The sequence below is a fragment of the Sphingobium sp. TomTYG75 genome (assembly GCF_054771635.1).
Window position 1 is genome coordinate 2,397,152 of the sequence record NZ_BSRE01000001.1, and the last position, 24,964, is coordinate 2,422,115.

Genomic DNA, 24,964 nt, shown 5'->3' on the forward strand with positions numbered 1-24,964 from the left:
TGACGTCTGGAGATCGGCCGCATTGCTGACCAATCTTTCCATCCGCAACGTCGTCCTGATCGAGGCGCTGGACCTGGAGTTCGGCACGGGCCTTGGCGTGCTGACGGGGGAGACAGGCGCGGGCAAGTCTATCCTACTCGATTCGCTTGGGCTGGCGCTGGGGGCGAGGGCTGACAGTGGCCTCGTCCGCAGCGGAGAGGCGCAGGCCAGCGTCACCGCGACCTTCGACATTCCCTGCGCCGATCACAGGGCTGCCGAACTGCTCGGCAGTAACGGCATCGAACTTGATGCGGGCGAACCGCTCATCATCCGCCGCACGCTGAAGGCTGACGGGGGAAGCCGGGCATTCGTCAATGATCAGGCCTGTTCCGCCGCCTTGCTGCGTGACTTGGGCGGCACGCTGGTCGAGATACATGGGCAGCATGACGATCGCGGGTTGCTCAATCCGCGTGGGCATCGTCAGTTGCTGGACGTCTATGGCCGTTGCGACAGCGCCTCGGTGGCATTTGCCCACTCTGCCTGGCGCGCGGCGGCCGACCGGCTCGCGGAAAGTCGCGCGGCGGTCGAGGTGGCGGCGCGGGATCGCGACTATCTGACCCATGCTATTGAAGAATTGTCGCGTTTTGGCCCCGAACCCGGCGAGGAAGCGGCGCTGGCCGACGAGCGCGCGACCATGCAAAAGGGCGCACGGTTGTCCGATGACCTGTCGACGGTGACGGATTGCCTCACCGGCTCGGACGGTGGGTTGGCGCAGTTGCGGCAGGCGGCGCGACGGCTCGACCGCATGGTGGGTGAATATGAGCCACTTGCCGAAGTGCTCGCTGCCCTAGACCGGGCGGTGATTGAGGCGGGCGAGGCGGAGGACAGGCTGGCCAAGGCAGCGGATGCGCTCAGCTTTGATCCGGCGCGGTTGGACGCGATCGAAACGCGGCTGTTCGACCTGCGCGGATTGGCGCGTAAGCATCAGGTCGCCGCCGATGATCTTGCTGCGCTGCGTGATGAGATGGCGGCAAAACTGGCCGCCATCGAGGGCGGAGAGGAGCATATCGCCGTGCTGGAAGCCGACGTTGCGGCCAGCGCCGCCGCCTATCGCGACGCGGCGCAGGCGCTGTCCGCTCAGCGCAAGGATGCTGCCGCGCGGCTCGATGCGGCCGTGGCGGCGGAACTCGCGCCGCTGAAGCTCGACGCCGCGCGCTTCCGCACCACCGTCGCCGCGCTCGATGAAGGGCAGTGGAGCGCGCAGGGCATGGACCGGGTGGAGTTCGAGATTTCCACCAATCCCGGCGCGCCCTTTGCGCCTTTGGTGAAGATCGCATCGGGCGGCGAATTGTCACGCTTCATTCTGGCGCTCAAGGTCGCGCTGGCGGAGCGGGGCGGGGCGGATACGCTGATTTTTGACGAGATTGACCGGGGCGTCGGTGGGGCGGTGGCATCGGCCATTGGCGACCGTCTGGCGCGGCTGGCGCAGAGCAACCAGATACTTGTTGTCACCCACAGTCCGCAGGTGGCCGCGCGCGGCGCTGGCCATATGCTGATCGCCAAGGCCAGTGACGGCACGGTGACCCGTACTGGCGTCCATGCGCTGAGCGACGGCGAGCGGCGCGAGGAGATTGCCCGCATGCTCTCCGGCGCGGAAATCACCGCCGAGGCAAGGGCGCAGGCGGATCGGCTGCTCGAAGTCTGAACTGCTACGAGCAAATGATCGCTTCTCGACAAGCTCGCCCTGAACGGGGATGGAGCAGATATGAGTGACTCGATCGACCCGACCCTAATGACTGAAGCCGACGCCGCCAATCGCCTGATGCGGCTCGCCAGGGAAATTGCGCGGCACAATCGGCTCTACCATGATCAGGATCAGCCAGAGATCACGGACGCTGCTTATGATGCGCTGATCCGGGAGAATGGAGCGCTGGAGGCCGCTTTTCCGCAGCTCGTTCGCGCGGATTCGCCCAATGCGCAGGTCGGCGCCGCGCCCACTTCGGGATTGAAGAAGGTCCCACATGCGGTTCGCATGATGAGCCTCGACAATGGCTTTTCGGACGAGGACATCGCCGAATTTCTCGCGCGTGTCCGGCGTTTTCTGGCGCTGCCGGACGGGGAGCCTATCGCGCTGACGGCTGAACCGAAGATCGACGGTCTGTCCTGCTCGCTCCGCTATGAAAAGGGAGAGCTGCGGCTCGCCGCGACGCGTGGTGACGGCACGACCGGTGAGGATGTGACCGCCAATGTGCGCACCATCGGCGACATTCCCGACCGACTGACCGGCGAGGACGTGCCCGACCTGTTCGAGGTTCGGGGTGAGGTCTATATGGCGAAGGCCGACTTCGTGGCGCTCAATCAGCGCCTGCTGGCTGAGGCGGACGACCCGGAAAAGGCGCGGCAATTCGCTAACCCCCGCAACGCTGCCGCGGGATCGCTGCGGCAGAAGGACGCCGCCGTCACCGCCAGCCGCCCGCTGCGATTCCTCGCGCATGGTTGGGGCGAGGCGAGCAGCCTTCCGGCAGAGACTCAGCTTGGCGTCATGCAGGCAATCGCCCGCTGGGGCCTGCCGGTGTCGGACATGCTGACCTGCGTGGACTCGCTTGACGGATTGATCGCGCATTATCGCGGGATAGAGGCGGCGCGCGCGGACCTTCCGTTCGACATTGATGGCGTGGTCTACAAGGTGGATCGGCTCGATTGGCAACAGCGGCTGGGCTTTGTTGCCAAGGCGCCGCGCTGGGCGATCGCGCATAAATTCCCGGCGGAGCGGGCGCAAACTACGCTTGAAGCGATCGATATTCAGGTTGGTCGCACGGGCAAGCTGACCCCGGTCGGGCGGCTCACGCCTGTTACGGTGGGCGGCGTGGTCGTGTCCAACGTTACGCTGCACAATGCCGACGAGATCGAGCGCCTGGGTGTGCGGCCGGGCGACCGTATCGTGGTGCAGCGTGCCGGCGACGTCATCCCGCAGGTGGTGGATAATCTGACCCGCGATGAAGTGCGCCCCGCTTTCCTCTTCCCCGATCATTGCCCCGTATGCGGATCGGAAGCCGTGCGCGAAGAAGGAGAGGTTGATATCCGATGCACCGGCGGCCTGATCTGCGGGGCACAACGGTTCGAGCGGCTGCGTCATTTCGTCAGCCGTGGTGCGCTCGACATTGAAGGGCTGGGCGAGAAGAGTATTCAGGAATTTCTCGACCTTGGATGGATCACCGAACCGGCTGACATCTTCCGCCTCAAACAACATCGCGTCGCGCTGCTCGGGCGCGAGGGATGGAAGGAGAAGTCCGTCGATAACCTGTTCGCCGCGATCGAGGCGAAGCGCGTTCCAGACGCTGCGCGCCTGCTCTTCGGCCTTGGCATCCGGCACATCGGTGCGGTCACCGCTCGCGATCTGCTGAAGCGCTACACGAGCCTGCCCGGCGTTAAAGCGCTGGCCGAGGAGATTATCGCCTTACGCGATGCCACCATCTGCGCCGAGGGAGAGGAGGAAGCACGCTTCCGCAATCGGCTGGACAAGGCGATCGCGGAGATGATCGGCGTCGAAAATGTGGGTTCGGCGGTTGGCCATGCGCTCGCCGACTTCTTCCATGAACCGCATAATCGGGAGGCGTGGGACGACCTGCTGTCCGAAGTCTCGCCGCCCGACTATGTGGTTGAAACCACCGCCAGCGCGGTGACGGGCAAGATCGTGGTCTTCACCGGCAAGCTCGAAACCATGAGCCGGGATGAGGCCAAGGCGCAGGCCGAGCGCTTAGGTGCAAAGGCGGCCGGATCGGTCAGCGCCAAGACGGATCTGGTGGTCGCTGGCCCCGGCGCAGGATCGAAGCTGAAACAGGCTGCCTCGCTCGGGATCGAGGTGATCGATGAAGCGGCTTGGGCGGACATTGTGAAGGCGGCGGGGTAGGGGCAGCACTAGCCACCCCCGTCATCCCAGCGCACGCTGGGATCTCAGGAGGAGGCCGGGGAGCACAGGGTCGACGAGACCCCAGCCTTCGCTGGGGTGACGCGCTAAATGCTGCCGGGGCTTTAGCTACCCACCCCTTCCACCTTATCCTGCGTCTTCGTATCAAAATCGCTCGCATCGTGCCGCTCAAGCAACTGTTCCTCCAGCGGACCACTAGCACGGTTCACGATCCTGCCGCGCTTCACGGCAGGGCGCGCATCGATCTGCTTCGCCCAACGCTGCACATTGGCGTAGCTCTGTACGTCCAGAAATTCGCCCGCCCCCACATAGGTCCGGTCGAGTGCCACCCCGCCATACCAGGGCCAGATCGCGATATCCGCGATCGTAAACTCATCGCCAGCGACATATTCATTCTCGCTAAGCTGGCGGTCCAGCACGTCAAACTGCCGCTTGACCTCCATCGCATAGCGGTTGATGGCATATTCTATCTTTTCAGGTGCGTAGGCGAAGAAATGGCCAAAGCCGCCGCCCAACAGGGGTGCGCTGCCCATCTGCCAGAACAGCCAGGACAGAGTCGCGGTACGCTTCGCCGGGTCCGAGGGCAGGAACGCTCCGAACTTCTCGGCCAGATAGACCAGGATGGCGCCGGACTCGAAAACCCGCTGCGGCGGTGAAACGCTGTGATCCATCAGGGCAGGGATTTTGCTGTTCGGATTGACCGAGACAAAGCCGCTGCCGAACTGGTCACCGCCGCCGATGTTGATGAGCCAGGCGTCATATTCAGCGCCCGGATGGCCCGCCGCCAGCAACTCTTCCAGCATGATCGTGACCTTTTGCCCATTGGGCGTGCCCAGCGAGTAGAGTTGCAGCGGGTGCTTTCCGACCGGCAATTCCTTGTCATGGGTCGCGCCCGCGATCGGCCGGTTTATGTTGGCGAAGGCACCGCCATTGTCCTTGTCCCATGTCCAGACGCGGGGCGGAGTATAGCTTTCAATCATTTGGCAAAGTGCTCCCTTGGCGATGTCGCCTCGCACGTAGGAAGCATCATCCTGTGCCGCAACTGTTACGGGGGAGCTCAAGGGAAACGGTTTTGCCGCGCGCATTCGACCCGCCAATGGTCGCAACAATCCCGCGCATTGGCGCTGCATAGGTGACAAATGGCCTCCCAACGCGCACAAAGCGCACGCTTTCCGCCTGTGACGGAATGCATAAAAAATCTGCATCCATCTCTTGACCGGCAATTTCATCGCTCCATATTCCGCGGCGCTGGCACTCTTCAAAAGAGAGTGCTAACAGCATCTGGTTCATACGGGAGAAGGAACGGCGTTCAGCAGATTCGCGGATAGGGAAATCCCCGCGATTTGACGTCCGACCCAACCCAATAGAGGGAAAGGCAACTCAACATGGCATTTCGTCCGTTGCATGACCGCGTTCTCGTCCGCCGCGTAGAAGCGGAAGAGAAGACTGCCGGTGGCATCATCATCCCCGACACCGCCAAGGAAAAGCCGCAGGAAGGCGAAGTCGTTTCCGTCGGCACCGGCTCCAAGGCCGAAGATGGCAAGGTGACCCCGCTGGACGTCAAGGCTGGCGACCGCATCCTGTTCGGCAAGTGGTCGGGCACCGAGGTCAAGGTCGACGGTGAAGACCTGCTGATCATGAAGGAATCGGACATTCTGGGCGTCGTCGCCTAACCGATCATTGATGTCATCCCGGCGAAAGCCGGGATCTCAGGCCTTTAAACGCGGCGCTATGCCGCACCAGATCCCAGCTTTCGCTGGGATGACGGACAGAGGAACAAAATCATGGCTGCAAAAGACGTAAAGTTTTCGCGTGACGCTCGTGAGCGCATCCTGCGCGGCGTCGACATCCTGGCCGACGCGGTCAAGGTGACCCTGGGTCCCAAGGGCCGCAACGTCGTCATCGACAAGAGCTTCGGCGCCCCCCGCATCACCAAGGACGGCGTCAGCGTCGCCAAGGAAATCGAACTGAAGGACAAGTTCGAAAATATGGGCGCGCAGATGGTCCGCGAAGTTGCTTCGAAGACCAACGACATCGCCGGTGACGGCACCACCACTGCCACCGTTCTGGCCCAGGCGATTGTTCGCGAAGGCATGAAGTCGGTTGCCGCTGGCATGAACCCGATGGACCTGAAGCGCGGCATCGACCTCGCTGTCACCAAGGTCGTCGAGGACCTCAAGGGCCGTTCCAAGCCGGTTGCCGGCACGAAGGAAATCGCCCAGGTCGGCATCATTTCGGCTAATGGCGACACCGTCGTTGGCGAAAAGATCGCCGAAGCGATGGAGCGCGTCGGCAAGGAAGGCGTGATCACCGTCGAGGAAGCCAAGGGTCTGGAATTCGAGCTGGACGTCGTCGAAGGCATGCAGTTCGATCGCGGCTACCTGTCGCCTTACTTCGTCACGAATCCGGAAAAGATGGCAGTCGAACTGGCTGACCCGTACATCCTGATCCACGAAAAGAAGCTGTCGAACCTTCAGTCGATCCTGCCGATCCTCGAAGCGGTTGTTCAGTCGGGCCGTCCCCTTCTGATCATCGCCGAAGACATTGAAGGCGAAGCGCTGGCGACCCTGGTCGTCAACAAGCTGCGTGGCGGCCTGAAGGTCGCTGCGGTCAAGGCGCCTGGCTTCGGCGACCGCCGCAAGGCTATGCTGGAAGACATCGCCGTCCTGACCAAGGGCGAAGTGATTTCCGAAGACCTCGGCATCAAGCTCGAGAACGTGACGCTCGGCATGCTCGGCACCGCCAAGCGCGTCACCATCGACAAGGACAACACGACCATCGTCGATGGCGCCGGTGATGGCGAAGCGATCAAGGGCCGTACCGAGCAGATCCGTGCGCAGATCGAGACAACGACGTCCGACTACGACCGTGAAAAGCTGCAGGAACGTCTGGCCAAGCTGGCTGGCGGCGTTGCAGTTATCAAGGTCGGCGGTGCTTCGGAAGTCGAAGTCAAGGAGCGCAAGGACCGCGTCGACGACGCGCTGCACGCAACCCGCGCAGCCGTTGAAGAAGGCATCGTCCCCGGTGGCGGCACGGCTCTGCTGTACGCGACCAAGGCGCTCGAAGGCCTCAAGGGTGTGAACGACGACCAGACCCGTGGTATCGACATCATCCGTAAGGCTATCGAAGCGCCGCTGCGCCAGATCGCCCAGAATGCGGGCGTCGATGGTGCGGTTGTCGCTGGCAACCTGCTGCGCGAAAATGACGAGACTCAGGGCTTCAACGCCGCGACCGACACCTATGAGAACCTTGTCGCCGCTGGCGTCATCGATCCCACCAAGGTCGTTCGCGCTGCCCTGCAGGACGCGGCTTCGGTCGCCGGTCTGCTGATCACCACCGAAGCGTGCATCGCCGAAACGCCCGCCGACGACAAGGCGCCGATGGGCATGCCCGGCGGCGGCATGGGTGGCATGGGCGGCATGGACTTCTAAGTCCTTCGCTCACGCGAAAACGAGAAGGGCCGGTGGAGTGATCCACCGGCCTTTTTCTTTGGGGCTGCCGGAGCGAGGAAATTTCAGGCGTCGGGCCGTGGCTGATGCCATCGAGAATTGGCATTTCCCGCAAGAGGCATGGCGCAATTTCGCGACATGTTAGGGCATCATGCTTCAAATCGGCATAGCCTCCTATTGCCGTTCGCCCTGAGCCTATCGAAGGGTTCTATTTTTTTCAGGAAGAAGAGGGCTTCGACAAGCTCAGCCCGAACGGGGCAGGGTATTCGGATAAAAGCTATGCTGCTTCAGCTTGCGCAGGAGGGCTGGCGGGATTGCCCTTCCGAGCATTCTGTAGGGAAGTCTGAAGGTTAAGCGACCCGACAAAAGGGCGGAAAATGAAGGGAGCAGCCCCACATCCGACAGCCGCTCGAAACCTCCATTTCGGGCATCTTACCGGGTCTGAATTTACCAAATAGAAATCATGTTTGGCCAAAGATGACGGAGACGTGTCACGCCTCTTCCATCATTGGAGCGCAAAATTGCGCGCGCATCTCGCGCCCGATACTCAGCAGAGCGCTGAGGTGCAGGACAGCCTTGTCCAATCGCTCTACGCCTCGCCCAAATCGCTGATGATCGGCGCACTGGCTGGCGGAGCGCTCAGTTTCGTCGTCGCCTACCATGCTGGCCGCGCCGAAATCACCACGATTGCGGCGTTGATTTTCCTGGTTGCGGTGAGCCGGTCGATCTCCGCAGTCTATTTTCTGCGGCAGTTGGCGGATCATCAAGGACCCACGCAGCAAATATGGGGCCTTGCCTATGAACTGGGTGCGTGGGGCTATGCGGCGCTGCTTGGTCTGCTCGCTTTTGCCACTCTGGTCCTCACCGGCGACGCATCTTTGCACATATTGAGCGTGACGTTGGTCGCGGCCTATTCAGGCGGCATCGCGGGCCGCAATGCGGGCCGAATTCATATCGCCATCGGCCAGACATGTTTCGCGCTGCTGCCAACGTCCCTTGGTCTCTGCATCGCGGGGGGGCTCGGCTATTGGGTTCTGGCGACCATGCTGTTCCTGATGATCTTCGCCATGGCTGAGATCACGCGCACCACCCACAGAATCGTCGTGGAGGCATTGCAGGGCAATTATGAAAAGTCGCAGCTGGCGACGAAGTTCGAGCGGCTGGCGCGGTTCGACAGCCTGACCGGGGTCGAAAACCGCATGGCGATGCAGATGCGTTTGCGGGAATTGTTCGACAAGCGTCAGTCCGATCAGGATCCGATGGCCGTGTTCTGGATGGACCTTGACCGGTTCAAGGAGATCAACGATTCGCTCGGCCATATCATTGGCGATCAGCTGCTTTGCACGGTAGCTGCCCGGCTTTCCCATGCGCTTGATAGCCGTGGCCATGTCGCGCGCTTTGGTGGAGACGAATTTATCGTGATTTGCCCCGGCGCGGATCGCTCCATTGCCGAGCAGATCGCGCATGATGTGATGACAGAGTTCAGCCACGACTTCGACGTCAGCGGCTATCATCTGACGGTCACCGCATCGATGGGCATTGCGGTTGCGCCCGATGACGGGCGCGATAGCGAAGAACTGCTCCAGCACGCCGACATGGCTCTGTATGAGGCGAAACGCACAGGGCGGAACCGCCATGCGCAGTTCGACTGGACGATGAAGGAGCGCCAGAACCGGACCTATGAGCTGGAAATGGCGCTGCGCAGCGCCATGGCGAATGGTGAGCTGCTACTGCATTATCAGCCGATCTTTGACACCGTCACCGGCAAGATCGCCATCTGCGAAGCGTTGATGCGGTGGGATCATCCGACCATGGGCCGGATTTCGCCGGCCGAATTCATACCGGTCGCCGAAAGCAGCTCCCTCATCGAACCGATCACTGCATGGGCGCTGGAGCAGGCGTGCCGTGACGCCATGCTGTGGGACGATCATGTCCGCGTCGCCGTCAACATCTCGCCCGCGCTGATCAAGAGCGACGGGCTTCCGCGCGCTGTCATATCGGCGCTGATGGGATCGGGCCTGAAGGCCAAGCGGCTGGAACTGGAAGTGACGGAATCCATCTTCCTGGAGGATAGTGGCCGGACCAGCCTCATCCTGTCGGAGCTTCAGCGTATCGGGTTGCGGCTGGCCCTTGATGATTTTGGAACGGGCTATTCGTCGCTCGGCTATCTGCGCGACTATTCCTTCGACACGCTGAAGGTCGATCAGAGCTTCATGCGCAGCGTGGGTGAAGAGGGACGGGATCGCGCGATCGCTCAGTCGGTTGCCTATCTGGCCCATTCGCTGGACGTCGAAACGGTGGCGGAAGGTATCGAGACCGAAGAGCAGTTGCGTTATGCGCGTGAGATGGGCTTCACCAATGTGCAGGGCTTCGTCCTCAGCCGCCCCATGCCAGCCGAGGACCTGCTCAAGATGATGAGTGACATGCGGCGTGAGAAAAGCAACGTCGTCACGCTCATGCAGAGCCGTCGCCGCGCCTGACGGCTATTTGGTCAGGCGCGTCTGGGCCGAAGCGAGCCGACGCATCATGCGCAGGTCCTTGGGATCGAGCTTGAGCGCGGTTGCCGCCCAATTTTCCACAATGTCCTTAAGCTCGGCATAATCGAGGGGATCGACGCGGCGGCCCGCTTCGAACACGCCGACATGGCCCGCATGGTGCGGACGGTTGCCGGTGATATAGTCACGCACGGCCTGTTCGCCCTCTCCATCCTCGGCAAGGATGGTGACCACGCCCATGTCGTACATCTCTTCAGCGGTATAGACCTTGCCCGACAGGATCATGCGCTCCGCCATGCGACGGCCGAGCTTGCGCGCCAGAATGGAATAGGCGCCCATGCCGGGGAAGAGGCCGAAGAGCATTTCGGGCAAGCCGAAACGAGCGCTCCGCTCGGCCACGACGACGTCGAAGCAGAGAAGCGCCTCGAAGCCGCCGCCAAGTGCATCGCCCTGCGCCAACGCGATAGAGATTAGCGGCATGTCCGCATTGCGCCAGGCGCGATGGACAACGTCGATGCAGGCATGGCCATATTTGACGAGTCCGGGCAGGTCGCCCCGCTCGATGCAGCCAGCAAACAGCTCAAGGTCGCCGCCAAGGTTGAAAACGCCCGGAAAACGTGAGCCAAGCACCATATATTTGAGCGGCAGAGCGCCTTCATCAAACAGCCGCTTGGCCTCTGTCTGCCAGAGCCGGATGTCGCGCAGCATCGGCAAATTGTAGTTTGGCCGATTCGCGGGGGTCATGAACGCCCATAATGTGTCGGTTGATTCTTCAAAGCTGACGTCGACCTGACCCAGGTCGAACAGCATCGAATGGCCGTTTTCGCGTGCCTGAGGCGCAGCTTCCGTAGCGGCAAATGGCTGAATGCTTTCGACATGCAGATGCACGGGCGAAGCGTCCTCCACCTCATCACGTGCCGGATTAAAGCGTCCGGAATCAATCATCTGTGCCCCCGCATTTAGATACACGCCGAGGAAAACAATATTGTCAGACCTATGCAACCACCGCGAACCCGAAGAGTGCTTCATTAACCCTTTTTATCGCCGACTGTTGCCTCTAAGTAGCAGAAATGACGCGATCATTATGGTTAACGTTGTATTAATGCAACAAATGCCGTTAACCAATTTGTAGATGAAGATCGTCTCAGGGCTTTGTTAACCTTTATTAATTATGAAATGGTGCATGGACAGACATCGCACCGATCCACAGATTGTGACGCTCCTGCTTCATGATGAAGAGGGGACGAGCTGGACTCTTAACCTGGCGGCTGATTGCCTGTGCTTCATCGGCAATTACCGCCGTGTGGAGGGTTTCGACATCGATGCGATCGTGGCGTTCGACGGCCTGCGCAAGGCTGGTTGATCCCGCATAATTTTCAAAAAGCGGTTCCCACTTCTTCGCGCGATGTTCTAGAGCGCGCAGCGTGACTCAATCCCGCTTTTCCTTCGCTATCGCCGCAACGGACGGCAAGGCCCGCACGGGCACGATCCAGATGCGCCGTGGGGAGATCAGAACCCCCGCCTTCATGCCGGTGGGCACCGCCGCGACCGTAAAGGCCATGCGACCCGCCGAGGTCCGCGCGACTGGCGCCGACATCATCCTGGGCAATACCTATCATCTGATGCTGCGTCCGGGCGCCGAACGTGTGGCAAGGCTGGGCGGGCTGCATGGCTTCATGGGCTGGGACCGGCCGATCTTGACGGACAGCGGTGGTTATCAGGTGATGAGCCTGTCCGCGCTCACGAAGATGAGCGAGGAGGGGGTGGCCTTCGCCAGCCATATCGACGGGTCCCGTCATATGCTGACGCCCGAACGCTCGATGGAGATTCAGCGCCTGCTCGACAGCGACATCGTCATGGCGTTCGACGAATGCACGAAAAATGGCTGCACTCACGACGAAGCCGCGAACAGCATGGAGCGGTCGATGCGGTGGGCGAAGCGGTCGCGCGAGGGCTTTGACGCGGGCGGCGAACATGCGGCGCGCGCCGCGCTGTTCGGCATCCAGCAGGGGTCGCTTGACGAAAATCTCCGGCGTATTTCGGCGCAGAAGCTGATCGAGATCGGCTTTGACGGCTATGCTGTCGGCGGCCTGGCGGTCGGGGAGGGGCAGGAGGCGATGTTCGGCTGCCTCGACTATGCGCCCGATATGCTGCCGCAGGACAAGCCCCGCTACCTGATGGGGGTGGGGAAACCCGACGACATTGTTGGTGCCGTCGAACGCGGCATCGACATGTTCGATTGCGTCCTGCCGACGCGCAGTGGGCGCAACGGACAGGCTTTTACCTGGGCAGGCCCGCTCAATATTCGCAACGCCCGCTTTGCCGAGGATCTTTCGCCGCTCGATCCGCGCTGCACCTGCCCGGTTTGCGCAACATGGAGCCGCGCCTATCTGCATCATCTGGTAAAAGCCGGAGAAATGCTGGGCGCGATGCTGATGACCCAGCATAACATCCACTTTTACCAGTCATTGATGCAGGCGATCCGCGACAATATCGCACAAGGCCGGTTCGCTGCTTTCGCGGCGGATTTCCGGCGCGACTATCAGCGGGTCTGATGATCAGGGAATGACGGTGATGGCGATGGCATAGTCGCCAGCGACCGGATCATGATCCAGCGGAGCGCGCAACTGGCGGGAAAGGCCCGTCAGTACCCGGCCATAACGTTCCTCGATCCTTTCGCCCATCGTATCGGAAGCGCGCAATGCCGGGGAACTGACGTGAAGGATCGCGCGGTCTTCCCGTCCGGGTTCGGGCTGCACCGTTATGCGCATGCCTGTCTTGGGATCGGACAGCATCGCCAGTTCCACCAGTTCTGTCAGCAGGAAGGCGATGGGAACGGCAACGTCCTGACTGATGTGCAGATTGTCGCTGTCAATCTGGATGCCGAACCGACGCGCTTCTGCGGGAGCAGTGCCGCGCAGGCTGGCGGACAATTCGCTGACCAGTGACCGCACGCCAACGCCGCGATGCTCCTCCAATTCGGCGTAATGATTGCGATGCACGACCGATAATGCATCGACGCGGCGCTGAATGGAGGCATAGGCCTCCACGGCTTCAGGCTCGTGCGCGGCGCGGGCATGCAGGCTGATCAGGCTGGCGATGATCTGGAGGTTGTTCTTGACGCGATGATGCACCTCTCGCGTCAATTTACGCTGGGTTTCCAGACCCTCGGCCATCTCGGCCTCATGCGTTGCGACATCCTCGCTGATTTCGCGGAAGGTTTCGCCCAGCGCCACTATTTCCTGCGCGGGAGTGCGTATGCGGCGCATCGGCTCCAGCACTTCGCCGGGATGATAGGCGGCTACGGCGCGGCGCAGCGCGACTAGCGGCTGGATCAGCAATCGGTTGACCACGAACCAGCCGATCGCCGCCGCCGCGAACCACATTACCAGCGGCAGGAACAGCGAAAGCATGCGCGCAAGCGTGACCGGCGGATCGCGCAAGGTCATGGTGAGCAGAATGTCCGGCGGATCAAGCCGCGCGGACAGGCTGGTGCTTTTGCCCCGCAGATTGCCTGTTGGACGACTGACCACCAGAAGCTGATCGCCCTGCTGCAAGCTTAACTGACGGTTCTGGAGCGCGGTGGTCGGGCTGGCGATCGTTTCCAGGTAGGAGCGCGAATAATAGGCGATTGCCGCCACCTGCCGGTTGTCGCTGACCACGCGACTGACGAGATAGCCCGATGCTGGCAGCAGGAGCGCCGGGGCCGTGTGAAAACGTGCCGCCGTGGTCAGGCCGCGCGGTTCTGGCTGGGACGATCCGCAGATGCGGCGACCCTTTCGATCGTAGATATAATATCGGCCGCCTTCCCGGTCGTGGGACGTCAGGAAGACCGACAGCCGCTGGCACATTTCCGGCCCCTCGCTGCCGGTGGACAGCGCGTTGGCGGTAAGCATTAACGCCGTTCGATCCGAAGCAAGGTCTTCGGTCAACTTGCGAGCGCTCTGCGTCACGGACACTCGAAGCAGCGCTTCCTTTTCCAGGTCTGACGTCCGGATGGCCTGCAAGGACGCCACAAGGGCGATAAGGCCCAGCGGCAGCAGGGCAAGCGTCAGGATGAGGAACATCTTGACGCCGGTGGACTGGATCAGGCTGTTCAGGTTACGCATGAGCAATAAACTGGCTGGGACTGGCCGTCCCGTTCATGCGATAATCAGGAGTGTGTCGACAGGAAAGGTCTGGCGCACGCAAGCACGTACCGCCCAAGCAACGGGTCGGCCCGCGCATATTCCATTTTCGAAAAGCACCAGTCTGCCCTCCGTCCGGGACGCCTCAATGACGTCGATCCTTGAACCGACGCTTAGTCCAGCTTCCGCAGTAGGTCGAGCATTTCGGAGGGAATGTCTTCATCCACCGCACGCTGATAAACGGAGCGCAGCGCGTTGGCGACTTGTCCGTCACCCTTGGCCGGGGAGGACCGCCGTTTTCGGGGGGCGCTGCCAGTCACGCCCGAATCCGGGGTGTTGGCGCCGACATCTTTCTTGTCCCCTCCCTTCACATCCCGTTCCGTCGTTGAAGCAACCAAAATACGCCCCTCTGCAACGCTAACATGTCAATCGACATTTCTTTTGCGGCTTTCCCGCACGACGTCAATTGACCGCCAGCGGACCTTTACATCAAAATCCAGATTTCAGTTAAAAAACCGAACGGCAGTGAAACAAATCTTTTCGTCGTTGGTTCCGCACTTCGAAGCATTTTTTGTGGCCTTGTGAAAGGCAACCGAGAGGGGCGGGGGCTTGCCACATCGGCATCAGCAATCCATCCTTTCGCGCAGCGAGTGTTTAGTAGCAATGCGCCCTATGGGCTGGGAGAAGATTTACAGATGTCGCTTGGACAGCAACTGCACCCCCATCTTCCTTTCTTGCGCCGCTATGCCCGCGCCCTGACGGGCAGCCAGGGTCATGGTGACGCCTATGTGCGTGCGACGCTGGAAGCGATCGTCGCGGCGCCCGAAGAGTTTCCGGCCGATGTCGATCCGCGGCTTGGGCTTTACCGGACTTTCCACGCGATCTGGTCGTCATCCCATCTGGAGGACGGTCCGGTCCTGACGGGCAATGACGGGCAGGAAGCGGTCGCGCAGGCACGCCTCGCGCGGTTGACACCGCTCCCCCGACAGGCGCTGCTGCTGACGGCGCTGGAAGGTTTCACGGTCGATGACGTCGGCTATCTGATCGGTCTGGACCCGGCCGATGTCGAAGCCCTGGTGGAAGAAGCGCTTGGCGAGATCGAGGCGCAGACTCGCGCCAAAGTCCTGATCATCGAGGACGAGCCGATCATCGCCATGGACATCGAAACGATCGTCCGCGACCTTGGTCATGAAGTGACCGCAATCGCCGTGACCCGTGAAGACGCGGTGCGTGAAGCGCTGGCGGAGCGGCCGGGGCTGGTGCTGGCGGACATTCAGCTGGCGGACGATTCCAGCGGCATCGATGCGGTGAAAGACATCCTGGCAGAATTTTCCGTACCGGTTATTTTCATCACCGCTTTCCCGGAGCGTCTGCTGACGGGTGAACGGCCCGAACCGACATTCCTCATCACCAAGCCGTTCCAGCGTTCGACGGTCAAAGCGGCCATTTCGCAGGCCCTTTTCTTTGACGAGGCCACTGCCCCGGCATGATTGGGCAAAGCCGACATGCCATAAAAGACTGAATGAGTGGCGGAACCCGGCTCATCCCCCCGCGTTATTCATGCGTAACGATCGGGAGGTGAATTATGGCGGAAGAGGAAAAGCATGTTGCTGCCGAAGACGCCAGGTCAGGATCGACGCCACACATAGTCCGTTACATTCTCGGCATTTCGCTGCCTCTGGTAATTATTGGCATGCTGATCGTGCTGTGGAGCTATTACGGGTAAACAACATTGGTTCCGTGGAACAATGGGTATAGGATGCGGACGCACATATGGCTTTGACGGCTTCGGTTCATGAGGCGAGGGCGACAGCCAGTAAGAGGGTTGTTCCCATGAGCGAAGGGCTTGGCCAGGAGGCGGAGCACCAGGAAGAAGAGCGGCAGTCGCTCTCGGATTCGGATTTCAAACGTGAACTGGCTGCGGTGATCCCGCACTTGCGCGCGTTTGGCCGGTCCCTTTCGGGTAATCGCGATGTCGCCGATGACCTCGTTCAGGAAACGCTTTTGAAGGCATGGGCGGCGCGTGTCCGTTTCCAGGCGGGCACCAACATGCGCGCTTGGACGTTCATCATTTTGCGCAACCATTATCTGTCGCAGATGCGCCGCTCGCGCTTTCGTGGTGATTGGGATGACCTGACGGCTGATCGCATATTGGCGGCGCCCGCTGGTCAGGACAAGCATGTCGAGCTTTCCGACATGCAGCGTGCCCTGTTGCAATTGCCTCAGCCGCAGCGCGAGGCGCTCATCCTCGTCGGCGCGGGCGGCTTTGCCTACGAAGAGGCGGCCGAAATCTGCGGCGTCGCGGTTGGAACGATTAAGAGCCGGGTGGCGCGTGGACGCGCCGCGCTGGAACAGATTCTCGAAAGCGGCGATCTGCCCTCGCGGCGGACACAGGAAACCAGAGACACAGCCGTGCTGGACGAGATCATGGACGACGTCGATCGCCTCAGTCGGGGGCGTGAGATGAGGCAGAGTCCCGACCTGGATGCCGATGACGTATAAGGCCGGTTCCTGCCGACCTTCCCGGATGGGAAGGGGCATGGGAGAAGGACTATGGTTGAGGGTGGAAGGAGAGACCCTCCTCTGGACCGCGAACAGCGGGACCAGATGATCGAAACCAAGCGGTCTCGCGGTAGCACCGTGATTTTCGCGATCGTTGCGATTGCCCTGATCCTGGCTATCGGCTTCTTCTACCTGACAAAGGAACGCGAAAGTCGAGTGGGCGACACGCTGATCGAAGCGGCCGATTCCCCCGACAGCGCAGCGCATGTCGTCGGGGATGCTGCTCAAAATGAGGCGGAGCGGCTGAACAGCCGGAACTGACCTGCGGGCAGACGCGCTGGTAACGGAACAGGCTGCGGCGCAGGCCATCTTCAGAAAATCTTTGGGAATTTCCTCCACAGTCAGCGCATTGTCGGATTTCCTTACAGTCATTGTAAGCGATTCCGATGCCAACAAGGCTGCCTTTGCCAACGGCAGCGCCGGGAATGCGCGCGACTGATGATCAGGCTTTTCAAACATTATGTGCCGCATGCCGTGCTGTTGCTGGGACTGCTTGATCTTGTCCTGCTGCTGGGCGCGGCCGAGGCCGGATGGATATTGAGGGCTCGGCAGATCGGCATGGATGTCGATCAGATCACGACGCGCGCCGCGCCGTTGATCAGCTTCGCGCTGTCGATCCAGACTGCCATGATCGCGGTGGGCGTCTACGGTACGGAAGCGCTTCAGTCGATCCGTTTCGCCTTCGCGCGGCTGCTGGTGGCGATTTCGCTGGGCGTCATATTCCTGTCGGTCATGCATTTTGTGCTGCCCGACCTGACGCTTTGGCGGTCCAATTCTCTTTATGCCATGGCGCTTGCTATCGCTCTCTTGCTGGCGGTGCGGCTGCTGCTGGGGTCGATGCTCGGTGGTGAGGCGTTCAAGCGTCGGCTTGTCGTGCTGGGCGCGGGCAATCGCGCCAACCGCATCCGCGAACTGGAACAGCGCAAGGGGGCGGGATTCCTGATCGTCGGCTATATCGCGATGAATGACGGGACGCAGGTGATCCCCGAAGCGATCAACCGCAGCGCCATCTATAATTTGGCGGACTTCGTGGTGCGGCTGGCCGCCAGCGAGGTCGTGCTGGCGCTGGAGGAGCGACGCAACGCGCTCCCTTTGTCCGATCTCCTGCGTATCAAGACGACGGGCGTCCATGTGAACGAGATATCGACCTTCCTCGAACGGGAGACGGGCCGGGTCGATCTCGACAGCGTGAATCCCAGCTGGCTGATTTTTTCGGATGGTTTCTCCGCAGGCCGCCGCCTGTCCAGCATCGCCAAGCGGCTCTTCGACGTCATCGCCAGTTCCATCCTTCTGCTGCTGACTGGCCCTATCATCCTGATCGCGGCGATCCTGGTGAAGCTCGATAGTAAAGGCCCTGCTTTCTACCGGCAGCAGCGCGTCGGCCTGTTCGGCGAGGAATTCTGGATCGTGAAGCTGCGCACCATGCGGCAGGATGCGGAAGTCAGCGGGCAGGCGGTTTGGGCGGAAAAGGACGATCCCCGGATCACCCGGCTCGGCTACTGGCTCCGTAAGCTGCGCATTGATGAACTGCCGCAGACATGGACGGTGCTGAAGGGCGAGATGAGCTTCGTTGGTCCTCGCCCGGAGCGGCGCCAGTTCGTCGAGGATCTGGAACAGCATCTGCGTTATTATGCTGAGCGCCACATGGTGAAACCGGGCATCACCGGCTGGGCGCAGATCAACTATCCTTATGGCGCGTCGATCGAGGACAGCAGGAACAAGCTGGAATATGATCTCTACTACGCCAAAAATTATACGCCCTTCCTCGACCTGCTGATCCTGATCCAGACCCTGCGCGTCATCCTGTGGCCGGAAGGGGCGCGCTGAGGCGCGGCGATGGGAGCGCCGCTGCAATTTGTCGGAGATTGGGGCCACGCGCTGGCCGCCGTGCTGTTCGCGGCGGTGGGGATATTCGGCCTGCGCCGCCGGGAGCAAGCGGCAGACCAGCGGATGCTGGCCGTCGCCCTGCTGCTGACATCCTGCTGGTCGCTCTATGTATCCTTCGGCGGGGTCGACAAGCCGCTGACGGGCATTGGTGAGAATATCCGCAACGCGGCATGGCTGCTGTTGCTGTTCATGATGCTGCGCCGGGACGCGGCTGCACGCGCGGGATCGATGGTGGCGATCGGGTCGGTCTATGCCGCTGTGGCGGGGCTGATCCTGCTCCAGACCTTCACCGACCTCATCTGGCGGCAACTGCCCAGCGCCAGCGACCTGCATCACACATTGGTACAGGTGTCATTGAGCCTGCACATGATGACGGCGGTCGGCGGGCTGATGCTGGTCCACCATCTCTATATTAGTTGGCCTCCGCAGCAGCGGGGCCGGGTGGCGTTGCTGCTCGGCGCGCTGGCGGCGATGTGGACCTATGACTTCAATCTTTATGTGATCGGCTATTTCGCGATCGAGCGGGCGCATGCGCTGTATGCCCTTCGTGGTCCGCTGATGGCGCTGCTCGCTCCCGTGATTGCGGTGGGCATGCGGCGGGATATGGCGGCGCAGGTTCAACTGTCACGATTGCTGACCTTCCGTGCGCTGTCGCTTGTTTCGATGACGCTCTACATGATCCTCATCGCGGCGGCTGCGCTGGCGATCGAGTTGCTTGCTGGCCCCTATGCCCGGATCATCCAGATTGGCTGCGTCTTCTTCATGGCCGTCAGCGCGCTGGTGCTGCTCCCTTCGCCCCGGATACGGGCGCTGTGGAAGGTCCAGGTCGCCAAGCATTTCTTCCAGCATCGCTATGACTATCGCACCGAATGGATGCGTTTTGGCGAGACGATCGGCAGACCGGGCAACGACGCGCCGCCGCTGGGCGAACGGGTGGCGAAGGCAGTGGCCGACATCACCGATTCGCCCGCCGCCATATTGATGCTGCGCGCCGAGGACGGCTCCCTCGCGCTGGAAACCCATTGGAACTGGGATGGTGAGCTCGCTCATGATGCGACCGTGCCTGCGCCTTTCGCGCTGCTGGTTGAGCGGAGTGGCTGGATCATCGATATCGACCAGGATCTTGCGCGCCGTGAGGGCCGTGAAGCGCCCGGATGGATGCGGGCGGACGCGCGCGCTTGGGCGTTGGTCCCGCTGATCCATTTCGGCAAGCTGATCGGTGCCATCCTGCTGGCGCGGCCTGCGATGGACCGGCGGCTGGACTGGGAAGATCTCGACATGCTGCGCACGGCGGGGCGACAGGCGGCGAGCTATCTGAGTGAAGCGCAGGGGCAGCAGGCGCTGGACGATGTCCAGCGTTTCGATGAGTTTAACCGCCGCTTCGCCTTCATCATTCATGACATCAAGAATCTGGTGAGCCAGCTGTCCTTGCTCTCCCGAAATGCGGAGCGGCATGCCGATAATCCCGAATTTCGCGCGGACATGGTGCTGACGCTCAAGGAATCGGTGGGCAAGATGAACGACCTGCTGGCACGCCTGTCCCAGCATAATAAGGCGCGCACTGCCGAGCGCCAGCCCGTCTCCCTGCAAGAAATTGCGGAGAAGGTGGCCAGGAGCCGATCGCGCCAACATGAGGTTCGCCTGACGGGCGGCGCTCCGCTCGCCATGGCTGATCCGGCAAGGGTCGAGCAGATCATTGCCCACCTGCTGCAGAATGCGATCGACGCAAGCTCGGCGGGCGAGCCGGTCGAAATCCGGCTGGGCGGGGATGGCCGTTACTCGATGATTGAAGTGATCGATCAAGGCTGCGGCATGACCGCCGAATATGTGCGCCGTGATCTGTTCAAACCCTTTTCCTCCAGCAAGGCCGGGGGCTTTGGCATCGGCGCTTTCGAAGCGCGGGCGTTGGCGCAGGGAATGGACGGAAGCATCGAGGTGGAAAGCAAAGCGGGGCAGGGAAGCCGCTTCACGCTGCGGCTGCCGGTCGCGCCGTTGCATGGTACAGAGGGGATGGCCGCCTGATGAGCGACACGCGACCCAAATTGTTGATCGTGGAGGATGATCCCGGCCTGCAACGGCAGTTGCGTTGGGCCTATGAGGATTATCAGCTGTTCATCGCGGGCGACCGGGAGGAAGCGATCGAGATGTTGCGGGCAGAGGCGCCCGATGTCGTAACGCTGGACCTTGGCCTGCCGCCAGACCCGGACGGCACCAGCGAAGGTTTTGCGACGCTTGGCGAAATGCTCCAGATCAAGCCCGATACGAAGATCATCGTCGCCTCAGGTCATGGCGCGCGCGAAAGTGCCCTCAACGCCATTTCCGGTGGTGCCTATGATTTTTACCAGAAGCCGGTCGATATTGACGAGCTGGGGCTGATCGTCCGCCGCGCCTTCCACGTTCACGCGCTGGAGAGGGAAAATGCCCGGCTGGCTGAGGTCGCCCCTGAGCAAGCACGTGTGCTGGGGCGACTGATCACGGCTGCGCCGGAAATGCTGAAGGTCGCCCGCACCATCGAGCGGGTTGCCGGGGCACAGGTTTCGGTACTGCTGACCGGCGCGAGCGGAACGGGGAAGGAATTGCTGGCGCAGGGGCTGCATGATGCGAGCCCACGCCGGAATAACGCTTTTGTCGCCGTGAACTGCGCCGCGATCCCGGAGGTGTTGCTGGAAGCCGAACTGTTCGGGCAGGACGGTGCGCCGGGCAAGATCGAACGCGCGCAGGGCGGCACGTTGTTTCTGGATGAAGTCGGCGAATTGCCGCTGGCTTTGCAGATGAAGCTGCTGCGCTTCCTGCAGGATCGAACGGTCGCTAGCGGGCGGGAGACGGTCATGGTGGACACGCGCATCCTGTGCGCAACGCATCAGGACCTGGAGGAGATGATCCGCGCGGGCGACTTCCGCGAGGACCTATATTATCGCCTCGCCGAGATTGTCGTGCGGATACCACCCTTGAAGGATCGGCCCGGAGACCCCGCCTTGCTGGCGCGTCATTTCCTCAATCGCTTCGCCAAGGAAATGAATCCGCAGGTCAAGGGGCTGGCCCCCGACGCTCTTGCCGCGCTCGATGCATGGACGTGGCCGGGCAATGTGCGCGAGCTGGAAAACCGCATGAAGCGCGCGGTGATCATGGCCGATGGCAAGCATGTCACGGCCGCCGATCTGGACCTGGATGGCGACCGGACGGAGGGCAGCGACTTTGTGAATCTGAAGGCCGCGCGGGAAATGGCGGACCGGCGCGTCATCCGGCGGGCGATCGCTCGGACGGATGGGAATATCTCAGGCGCGGCGAAGATGCTGGGGATCAGCCGACCGACGCTGTACGACTTGCTCAAACAATATCAGATACAGGGTTGAGACATCAGGCTAGTTCAAGCCCGAGGTCCTCAGCCGAAATGCCCAGCCGCTTGATCTGATCGGCGACGGGCGGCCATAATTCGTCCAGAAACCGCCGCCGTTCCGCTTCGCGCAGGCGGCGCGCGGCGCCTTCGGCCACGAACATACCGACCCCGCGCCTGACCACTATCAGGCCGTCATCCTGAAAACATTGATAGGCCTTTGCGACCGTCAGCGGATTGGCGCCTTCTTGAGCGGCGAGCGCACGCACGGAAGGGAGGATGTCGCCATCGCGATAGCTGCCGTCGAGTATCGAAGCGGCGATGATATCGCGAAGCCGCAGATAAACGGGTTTTGACTCATCGGCCATGAGTGCATCAGTGCCATAATACAGCGATGCAGGCAATGCGGTGGGCCGAGTCCGCCACCGCAATCGCCTATCTATCTGTCCCAAATGGAAACTATTTTGTCATATTCTGGCCGAGGCCGCTCTTCCTGTGGCCGTCCCGGCGTGCCGATGAAGACGAATCCGGCAAGGCGTTCCTCGCCTTGCGCAAAGGCCTTGCGAACATCTTCGTTATAGGCTGGCCAGCCGGTCAACCACCCCGCCGCAAAGCCCAGCGCATGGCTGGCGTGCAGCAGGTTCATGATCGCCGCGCCCGCGGACAATTGCTGTTCCCAGACCGGAATTTTGCTGCCAGCGACAGGATTGGAAAGAGCAACGATGAGGGTGGGCGCCTGATGGGCGAACTGGCGCATCGCCTCCAGTTCAAGCCGCGCTGCATCCGGCTTCTCGCGTCGATAGGCGTCCTCCAGCAGCGTGGCGAGGCCCTCGCGCTTGTCGTCCGGAACGATGACGAACCGCCAGGGCGCCAGCTTGCCATGATCGGGCGTGCGCAGCGCGATCTCCAATATCTCGCGCAACTGTCCGGCATCGGGGCCGGGCGCGATAAGGTCGCGCGGTTTGCCGGAACGGCGGGTGCGCAAGAGCGAGAGCGGGGTGGTTGCATCGTTGAACATGGCGCTCCAAATGGCGCGGCTCCGCGCAGGGCGCAAGTGCGGCCTGCTTTGACAGGGGCGGGATTTCCGATCTAGGCTTCGTATCACCTTGGTCCGGACGGGAAACGGATGGCGACCTCATCACCTATGACGCCCGCTTCGGGCAGAACATGGCTTGGCCATCCGCGCGGGCTGTTCCTGCTGTTCTTCGTCGAAATGTGGGAGCGCTTTTCCTTCTACGGCATGCGCGCACTGCTGATCTTTTACCTGACGCAGCATTTCCTGTTTTCCGACCGTGACGCCGCCCATTCTTACGGCGCCTACATGTCGCTAATCTATATCTCGCCCCTGATGGGTGGCTATCTGGCCGACCGTTATCTGGGGCAGCGCAAGGCGGTGCTGTTCGGCGGCATCGTCATCGCCGCCGGGCACATCATCCTGGGCATGGAGGCGGACGGGTCGGCGAACAGCATGGGACTCGGCCTCTTCTGGCTGGGCCTTGCGACGGTCATCGTCGGCACCGGATTTCTGAAGGCCAGCGTATCGGCAATGGTGGGACAGCTTTACCCGCGCGACGATATGCGGCGCGACCCGGCCTATACGATCTTCTACATGGGCATCAATGTCGGCGCCACGATCGGGCCAGTGATCTGCGGCTATCTGGGACAGCGCTGGGGCTGGCATTGGGGCTTTGGCGCGGCGTCTGTCGGAATGATCGCTGGCGTCATCGGCTTTGTCCTGTGCAAGCCGCTGCTGCAGGGCAGGGGGGAGCCGCCCGATCCGGCGCGGCTGGCGGAGCGGGTCGGCGGCATCATCAGCCGGGAATGGCTGGTCTATCTGTCCAGCCTTCTGTCCATTCTGCTGTGCTGGCTGCTGATCCAGCAACATGCGGTTGTCGGGTGGATGCTGGCGGGCGCGAGCGTGCTGATGGTGCTCTACATATTGTGGGAAGCGTTCGGCCGGATGGAGCGGATCGGGCGCGACCGCATGCTGGCGGCGCTGTTCCTGCTGGTGATCAACCCGCTTTTCTGGGGCCTGTATGAGCAGACGGGTTCTTCGCTCAGCCTCTTTACCCACCGCTACACGGATAGGAACATTCTTGGCTTCGAAGTGCCCGCTTCGATGTTCCAGTCGGTCAATGCCGCCTATATCCTGATCTTCGGGCCGGTCATGGCCGCCTTGTGGATCGCGCTGGCGAAGAAAGGGCGGGAACCATCGACGCCTGCCAAGTTCGGTCTGGCGCTCATATTGGTCGGCGCGGGGTTTTTGATATTGGTGGCAGGGGCTGGCATGCCCGGAACGCTGACGCCTATCCTGTTCATCTTCCTTCTCTATCTTTGCCACACGCTGGGAGAATTGTGTCTGTCTCCGGTTGGTCTTTCGGCCATGTCGAAGCTGGCCCCGTCGCGGATGATCGGCCTGATGATGGGGATATGGTTCCTGGCGATGGCGCTTGGCGAATATGTCGCCGGGATGATCGCGGCTGCCACCGGCGGCACGGAGGGCGCGGCATCGCGGGACGGCGTGCTGAGCGTCTATGGCGTGATCGGCTGGTGGTCGATCGGTATCGGCGTCTTCGTGATGGTCATCGCGCCGTTGGTGAAGCGGTTGATGCATGCCGATAAGCTAGGCGGCGAAGAGGCTGAGACGCAGCGGGATAGCTTCGCCATAGTCGATCGTGCAAGCGACGAACTGGCCTGAACCGTCAGGAGGTAGCACCCCAAATGTCGGTGGCGCGGACGAAACCGCGCTGACCGCCGACGTCAAAACCGCACCAGCCATCATTGCAGGATGACAGCCGACCGACCACGCCCTTTTCCGCGCGGAAAACGGTGCGTGCCCCATCGCGCGCGGAATCCCGCATGGGCGCGACCGATGCGGTGACGATGGCGGTCGGCGTGTCGCTGAGCAGCCGGACGTGCATCCAGCCCTGCGTGCCGCCCGGATCCTCAATCTTGCGCCACAAGCCCAGGACCTGCACCACCTTCACGGGCAAGTCGCGGCGGCGATAGACCCAGCTTGAAGGATAATCCAGGCTGGGTCCGACGCGCATGCGCGCTTCGTCCTGGTTGAGCGAGGCCCAATAGGGGACGGGTTTGGATGGCGCTGCCGATGTGCCGCTGGCGAACCACAGTGCGGCGGCGACGATCCCCGCTTGAGGCAGATACCTCTTCATCCCCGATCTTTTCCTCTTGAAGTGACAGCC

Annotated in this window: 23 protein-coding genes; 15 read left to right on the forward strand and 8 right to left on the reverse strand. The window is 61.8% G+C overall.

Annotated elements, in window-relative coordinates; genetic code table 11:
- Positions 1-22: 22 nt before the first annotated feature.
- Positions 23-1,684, forward strand: a complete 1,662-nt coding sequence (gene recN / locus ACYU81_RS12145; protein ID WP_460987817.1) for a DNA repair protein RecN — start codon at positions 23-25, stop codon at positions 1,682-1,684.
- A 60-nt stretch (positions 1,685-1,744) separates the two neighbouring features.
- On the forward strand, positions 1,745-3,889 hold the full coding sequence (gene ligA / locus ACYU81_RS12150; RefSeq protein WP_460987818.1) for an NAD-dependent DNA ligase LigA: 2,145 nt from the start codon (positions 1,745-1,747) through the stop codon (positions 3,887-3,889).
- Positions 3,890-4,011: 122 nt separating this feature from the next.
- Here ligA and yghU read toward each other — a convergent pair whose 3' ends face one another.
- Together yghU and ACYU81_RS12160 are read right to left on the reverse strand one after the other, a co-directional pair.
- Positions 4,012-4,887 carry a glutathione-dependent disulfide-bond oxidoreductase gene (yghU, locus tag ACYU81_RS12155; RefSeq protein ID WP_460987819.1) on the reverse strand — a complete coding sequence of 292 codons (876 nt, stop codon included), beginning with the start codon at positions 4,885-4,887 and terminating at the stop codon, positions 4,012-4,014.
- 46 nt (positions 4,888-4,933) lie between these two features.
- Complete coding sequence (locus ACYU81_RS12160; protein WP_460987820.1) at positions 4,934-5,197, reverse strand: hypothetical protein; 264 nt, start codon at positions 5,195-5,197, stop codon at positions 4,934-4,936.
- Between the two features lie 95 nt (positions 5,198-5,292).
- Here ACYU81_RS12160 and groES point away from each other — a divergent pair, with 95 nt between their 5' ends.
- From groES to ACYU81_RS12175, 3 genes are all read left to right on the forward strand, one after another.
- Complete coding sequence (groES, locus tag ACYU81_RS12165; protein ID WP_167302842.1) at positions 5,293-5,580, forward strand: co-chaperone GroES; 288 nt, start codon at positions 5,293-5,295, stop codon at positions 5,578-5,580.
- Positions 5,581-5,691: 111 nt separating this feature from the next.
- A complete protein-coding gene (gene groL / locus ACYU81_RS12170; protein ID WP_460987821.1) occupies positions 5,692-7,338 on the forward strand; it encodes a chaperonin GroEL in 1,647 nt (548 codons plus the stop codon).
- 506 nt (positions 7,339-7,844) lie between these two features.
- Positions 7,845-9,836 (forward strand): putative bifunctional diguanylate cyclase/phosphodiesterase, encoded by a 1,992-nt coding sequence (locus ACYU81_RS12175; RefSeq protein WP_460987822.1) that lies wholly within the window; start codon positions 7,845-7,847, stop codon positions 9,834-9,836.
- Positions 9,837-9,839: 3 nt separating this feature from the next.
- On the opposite strand, the gene ACYU81_RS12180 is transcribed toward ACYU81_RS12175, so the two are convergent.
- Positions 9,840-10,796: a crotonase/enoyl-CoA hydratase family protein gene (locus ACYU81_RS12180; RefSeq protein ID WP_460987823.1), complete on the reverse strand. Its 957-nt coding sequence runs from the start codon at positions 10,794-10,796 to the stop codon at positions 9,840-9,842.
- Between the two features lie 238 nt (positions 10,797-11,034).
- Here ACYU81_RS12180 and ACYU81_RS12185 point away from each other — a divergent pair, with 238 nt between their 5' ends.
- Positions 11,035-11,214, forward strand: coding sequence for a hypothetical protein (locus ACYU81_RS12185; protein WP_449471859.1), 180 nt, complete (start codon positions 11,035-11,037; stop codon positions 11,212-11,214).
- A 61-nt stretch (positions 11,215-11,275) separates the two neighbouring features.
- Positions 11,276-12,406, forward strand: a complete 1,131-nt coding sequence (gene tgt, locus ACYU81_RS12190) for a tRNA guanosine(34) transglycosylase Tgt (RefSeq protein ID WP_460987824.1) — start codon at positions 11,276-11,278, stop codon at positions 12,404-12,406.
- A gap of 3 nt (positions 12,407-12,409) precedes the next feature.
- On the opposite strand, the gene ACYU81_RS12195 is transcribed toward tgt, so the two are convergent.
- Complete coding sequence (locus ACYU81_RS12195; RefSeq protein WP_460987825.1) at positions 12,410-13,960, reverse strand: sensor histidine kinase; 1,551 nt, start codon at positions 13,958-13,960, stop codon at positions 12,410-12,412.
- Between the two features lie 191 nt (positions 13,961-14,151).
- Entirely contained in the window at positions 14,152-14,376 is a 225-nt protein-coding gene (locus ACYU81_RS12200) for a NepR family anti-sigma factor (RefSeq protein ID WP_449471862.1), read from the reverse strand.
- Between the two features lie 297 nt (positions 14,377-14,673).
- Here ACYU81_RS12200 and ACYU81_RS12205 point away from each other — a divergent pair, with 297 nt between their 5' ends.
- From ACYU81_RS12205 to prsR, 7 genes are all read left to right on the forward strand, one after another.
- Positions 14,674-15,468 carry a response regulator gene (locus tag ACYU81_RS12205; RefSeq protein ID WP_449471864.1) on the forward strand — a complete coding sequence of 265 codons (795 nt, stop codon included), beginning with the start codon at positions 14,674-14,676 and terminating at the stop codon, positions 15,466-15,468.
- A 95-nt stretch (positions 15,469-15,563) separates the two neighbouring features.
- Positions 15,564-15,704, forward strand: a complete 141-nt coding sequence (locus ACYU81_RS12210; protein WP_196226406.1) for a hypothetical protein — start codon at positions 15,564-15,566, stop codon at positions 15,702-15,704.
- A 107-nt stretch (positions 15,705-15,811) separates the two neighbouring features.
- Positions 15,812-16,480: a sigma-70 family RNA polymerase sigma factor gene (locus tag ACYU81_RS12215; protein WP_449471865.1), complete on the forward strand. Its 669-nt coding sequence runs from the start codon at positions 15,812-15,814 to the stop codon at positions 16,478-16,480.
- A 51-nt stretch (positions 16,481-16,531) separates the two neighbouring features.
- Positions 16,532-16,801 (forward strand): hypothetical protein, encoded by a 270-nt coding sequence (locus ACYU81_RS12220; RefSeq protein WP_460987826.1) that lies wholly within the window; start codon positions 16,532-16,534, stop codon positions 16,799-16,801.
- 177 nt (positions 16,802-16,978) lie between these two features.
- Positions 16,979-18,367: a TIGR03013 family XrtA/PEP-CTERM system glycosyltransferase gene (locus ACYU81_RS12225; RefSeq protein WP_460987827.1), complete on the forward strand. Its 1,389-nt coding sequence runs from the start codon at positions 16,979-16,981 to the stop codon at positions 18,365-18,367.
- 9 nt (positions 18,368-18,376) lie between these two features.
- Positions 18,377-20,449, forward strand: coding sequence for an XrtA/PEP-CTERM system histidine kinase PrsK (gene prsK / locus ACYU81_RS12230; protein ID WP_460987828.1), 2,073 nt, complete (start codon positions 18,377-18,379; stop codon positions 20,447-20,449).
- A complete protein-coding gene (gene prsR, locus ACYU81_RS12235; RefSeq protein ID WP_460987829.1) occupies positions 20,449-21,780 on the forward strand; it encodes a PEP-CTERM-box response regulator transcription factor in 1,332 nt (443 codons plus the stop codon). The genes prsK and prsR overlap by 1 nt, the downstream gene beginning before the upstream one ends.
- A 4-nt stretch (positions 21,781-21,784) precedes the next feature.
- Here prsR and ACYU81_RS12240 read toward each other — a convergent pair whose 3' ends face one another.
- Entirely contained in the window at positions 21,785-22,129 is a 345-nt protein-coding gene (locus tag ACYU81_RS12240) for a GntR family transcriptional regulator (protein WP_460987830.1), read from the reverse strand.
- Positions 22,130-22,200: 71 nt separating this feature from the next.
- Entirely contained in the window at positions 22,201-22,779 is a 579-nt protein-coding gene (locus tag ACYU81_RS12245; RefSeq protein WP_460987831.1) for a nitroreductase family protein, read from the reverse strand.
- Positions 22,780-22,887: 108 nt separating this feature from the next.
- Between ACYU81_RS12245 and ACYU81_RS12250 the strand changes: the two genes are divergently transcribed.
- Positions 22,888-24,459, forward strand: coding sequence for a peptide MFS transporter (locus tag ACYU81_RS12250; protein WP_460987832.1), 1,572 nt, complete (start codon positions 22,888-22,890; stop codon positions 24,457-24,459).
- Between the two features lie 4 nt (positions 24,460-24,463).
- Here the strand turns inward: ACYU81_RS12250 and ACYU81_RS12255 are convergent, their stop codons facing one another.
- Complete coding sequence (locus tag ACYU81_RS12255) at positions 24,464-24,934, reverse strand: SH3 domain-containing protein (protein ID WP_460987833.1); 471 nt, start codon at positions 24,932-24,934, stop codon at positions 24,464-24,466.
- Between the last annotated feature and the right edge of the window lie 30 nt (positions 24,935-24,964).

Bases quoted from the DNA above. Each gene is read 5' to 3' on its own strand.
- ligA (WP_460987818.1), top strand. From the start codon at position 1,745: ATGAGTGACTCGATCGACCCGACCCTAATGACTGAAGCCGACGCCGCC.
- yghU (WP_460987819.1), bottom strand. From the start codon at position 4,887: ATGATTGAAAGCTATACTCCGCCCCGCGTCTGGACATGGGACAAGGAC.
- ACYU81_RS12160 (WP_460987820.1), bottom strand. From the start codon at position 5,197: ATGAACCAGATGCTGTTAGCACTCTCTTTTGAAGAGTGCCAGCGCCGC.
- groES (WP_167302842.1), top strand. From the start codon at position 5,293: ATGGCATTTCGTCCGTTGCATGACCGCGTTCTCGTCCGCCGCGTAGAA.
- groL (WP_460987821.1), top strand. From the start codon at position 5,692: ATGGCTGCAAAAGACGTAAAGTTTTCGCGTGACGCTCGTGAGCGCATC.
- ACYU81_RS12180 (WP_460987823.1), bottom strand. From the start codon at position 10,796: ATGATTGATTCCGGACGCTTTAATCCGGCACGTGATGAGGTGGAGGAC.
- ACYU81_RS12185 (WP_449471859.1), top strand. From the start codon at position 11,035: ATGGACAGACATCGCACCGATCCACAGATTGTGACGCTCCTGCTTCAT.
- ACYU81_RS12195 (WP_460987825.1), bottom strand. From the start codon at position 13,960: ATGCGTAACCTGAACAGCCTGATCCAGTCCACCGGCGTCAAGATGTTC.
- ACYU81_RS12205 (WP_449471864.1), top strand. From the start codon at position 14,674: ATGTCGCTTGGACAGCAACTGCACCCCCATCTTCCTTTCTTGCGCCGC.
- ACYU81_RS12210 (WP_196226406.1), top strand. From the start codon at position 15,564: ATGGCGGAAGAGGAAAAGCATGTTGCTGCCGAAGACGCCAGGTCAGGA.
- ACYU81_RS12215 (WP_449471865.1), top strand. From the start codon at position 15,812: ATGAGCGAAGGGCTTGGCCAGGAGGCGGAGCACCAGGAAGAAGAGCGG.
- ACYU81_RS12220 (WP_460987826.1), top strand. From the start codon at position 16,532: ATGGTTGAGGGTGGAAGGAGAGACCCTCCTCTGGACCGCGAACAGCGG.
- ACYU81_RS12225 (WP_460987827.1), top strand. From the start codon at position 16,979: ATGATCAGGCTTTTCAAACATTATGTGCCGCATGCCGTGCTGTTGCTG.
- prsK (WP_460987828.1), top strand. From the start codon at position 18,377: ATGGGAGCGCCGCTGCAATTTGTCGGAGATTGGGGCCACGCGCTGGCC.
- prsR (WP_460987829.1), top strand. From the start codon at position 20,449: ATGAGCGACACGCGACCCAAATTGTTGATCGTGGAGGATGATCCCGGC.
- ACYU81_RS12240 (WP_460987830.1), bottom strand. From the start codon at position 22,129: ATGGCCGATGAGTCAAAACCCGTTTATCTGCGGCTTCGCGATATCATC.
- ACYU81_RS12245 (WP_460987831.1), bottom strand. From the start codon at position 22,779: ATGTTCAACGATGCAACCACCCCGCTCTCGCTCTTGCGCACCCGCCGT.
- ACYU81_RS12250 (WP_460987832.1), top strand. From the start codon at position 22,888: ATGGCGACCTCATCACCTATGACGCCCGCTTCGGGCAGAACATGGCTT.
- ACYU81_RS12255 (WP_460987833.1), bottom strand. From the start codon at position 24,934: ATGAAGAGGTATCTGCCTCAAGCGGGGATCGTCGCCGCCGCACTGTGG.